Origin of the sequence: Hoylesella timonensis 4401737 = DSM 22865 = JCM 15640, from assembly GCF_000455445.1 — a bacterium.
Classification (GTDB): domain Bacteria; phylum Bacteroidota; class Bacteroidia; order Bacteroidales; family Bacteroidaceae; genus Prevotella; species Prevotella timonensis.
Map to the genome: position 1 here is coordinate 1 of NZ_HG417106.1, position 2,294 is coordinate 2,294.

The 2,294-nt window shown below is 44.4% G+C and carries 3 protein-coding genes; all 3 read right to left on the reverse strand.

The window, feature by feature from the left end:
- Positions 1-202: 202 nt before the first annotated feature.
- Positions 203-958 (reverse strand): RHS repeat domain-containing protein, encoded by a 756-nt coding sequence (locus BN35_RS14245; RefSeq protein WP_025073262.1) that lies wholly within the window; start codon positions 956-958, stop codon positions 203-205.
- On the reverse strand, positions 955-1,494 hold the full coding sequence (locus tag BN35_RS12300; protein WP_234396826.1) for a transposase: 540 nt from the start codon (positions 1,492-1,494) through the stop codon (positions 955-957). The genes BN35_RS14245 and BN35_RS12300 overlap by 4 nt, the downstream gene beginning before the upstream one ends.
- An 81-nt stretch (positions 1,495-1,575) precedes the next feature.
- A complete protein-coding gene (locus BN35_RS12305) occupies positions 1,576-2,217 on the reverse strand; it encodes an SH3 domain-containing protein (RefSeq protein ID WP_025073264.1) in 642 nt (213 codons plus the stop codon).
- Positions 2,218-2,294: the final 77 nt, after the last annotated feature.

Here is a 2,294-nt window from a genome sequence, read left to right on the forward strand (position 1 = left end):
TGAGTGTTCTCCTGCCTCAGCCATACTTATTTTTATGACTGATATAGAATATAAAGAAACTCTTTGTGCGAAAATAGAATTTGCAAACTTCACAACATAAGCCGGAGCTTTCCCTATTACGACAACCTCTGGTAACATATTTTGTAAATTTTGGTCTTCCTGTTGAGTGCTAACTGATGGTGGGTCATCATGCGCCGCATGATTAAACAGTCCAATCGTCATCCCCCTGCATCGCTCCTTGGAGAAAATCACCTCCTGTGGCCCAGGCTACCAAGCCACCCATGACAGTTGTGGAAGCAATCCTCAGTGCCGGATCCATGTTCACGCTCTGGGCGAAGGAGCCAATACCAGAGGACGCTGCACCCGAGACGAAAGCACTGGCAAAGTTTCCGCCATCCAAAGCAGAAACCACTCCGCTGGCCAGGCCATGCGCACCGGCACGCAACAGCTCGTTTCCCAGACCGCTCACTCCGCCGAAGGCGGCACCGATGCCATAACTTGCTGCCGACGACAACAGGCTCAATGCCCCAGCCTTCCAGACGCTTTTTCCCTCAAACGCCGCCTGCATCATACTGCTGGCCATATTAAATGCGGCAAAGGCTATGATGGCATCGTCAACACCAAAGAGGTTACCGCTCGGATCCGTATACTTCAGCGGGTTGTTCAGGCAATAGCTGTAGCGGTTGAAGTTCTGGCTATTGTCGGGCATCTGCACATAGTTGTCGGGACTGAAGAAACGACCAAGTACCGGGTCGTATAACCGACCGTTCATGTTGATGATGTCGAACTCGCTGAGCATCTCGTGTCCCGTATAGTCACGGTGAAGACCTATGGTGTTGAGCGTCACCGTCTGACTGCCCCACGCATCGTAGGAAGCATCGAAAACCTTTGCACCATTCTCATCCATAACGCAGAGGATGCTCCCTAAATTGTCAGTGAAGGCAAGATAATGTTTCACCTCGTGTCAATGAAAGCGGTCTGCTCCGCATCAGGCTTACGCCTGCGGCCGCCATCCTTGCCGTCTTTTCCCATGGTCTCCTCTTTCCTCTGGTCGTCGATTAAAAGATTGATGCGGATGCTCTCCTTGAGTATCAGCTCCATGCCAGATTCCCCGATGCAATCGCGGAACTCGACAAGCTCGGTGGGAACGCAGGGAGCGTCAGTGCGGAAAGCCTCCATTCCACAAAAATACTGGAAGTAAGCGTTCTCCGAGAACTGCTCCACGACGCTCTCGTCTGAAACGTCACGAAGGTGTTTCAAGATAAGCAGACCCACCATCAGACGGATGTGCGTGGCCATGCGGCCGGTGTCCTTGCTGTAAAGAGGGGCAAAAGACTGCTCAAACACATTCCAATCGATTAGATTGGTTAACTTGTACAGGGCGTTATTGGAAGAGTGCATTGCCTCAAGATCCCAGAATAATGATGCCTGACGGACATTAAATGGAGATTTATACATCGTTGATTTGCAAGATTTTACTATACAAAGGTACAAAACTTTGTAGAAACATGCAAGTTTGAAAACGATTATTATGTTGATAACCAGATGGTTAAATATTTCTTGAGGGTCGACTATTTAATCAAACATGAATGTTATCATTTTCTTTTTAATATCCACAGGGCATTTATCAAATGGTAGTATTCGTTTACGATATATATATCCGATAAATAAACTCCCATCATCAGAATAAGCCCTGCACCAATCACTTCCCCAAATTGGGGTATATAAAAATATCTGGTTCCTACGAATCTTTGTCTTTACTTTTGACTTCGTTGAAGGTCTCTCTCTGACATTGGTGAAACCATCTGGGTCATTAATCACAGCAGGAAATTTCATGTAATCCTCTTTATATAGAAGATTACATCCTTTACTATCATAGACGCAATTGATATCAGAATATCTGAAGCTGCGAGGTGGTTCAGTAGTTACCATAAAATACAGTGCTTTATCACCCAAATCAAGTTCTACAACAGAATCTAACGGGTTACCGTAACTGAAAACATGAGCCTTGGTGATTGCTGCAAAAATAATACTATCACTTTTGTCTTGATAGAGCGACTTGACAGAATAAGTATTGCCCCCTATATCTATGCATTTTGACTGGCATGTTCCTAACCCTTTATATAGATCATATATACAATCTTTACAAGAGTGTTGTGCATGTGTGGATAAAAAGCATACGCATGCTAAAATTAACACAGTTGTACATTTCTTCATAATCATAATTTATTGAATCTGCACATTTAGATGAACTTATGATGTGAAATATATGAGAAAATAAAATAAATTAGTTT

What these genes read in the sequence shown, in the direction of transcription:
- BN35_RS12305 (WP_025073264.1), bottom strand. Translation starts at nt 2,217, where the DNA reads ATGAAGAAATGTACAACTGTGTTAATTTTAGCATGCGTATGCTTTTTA.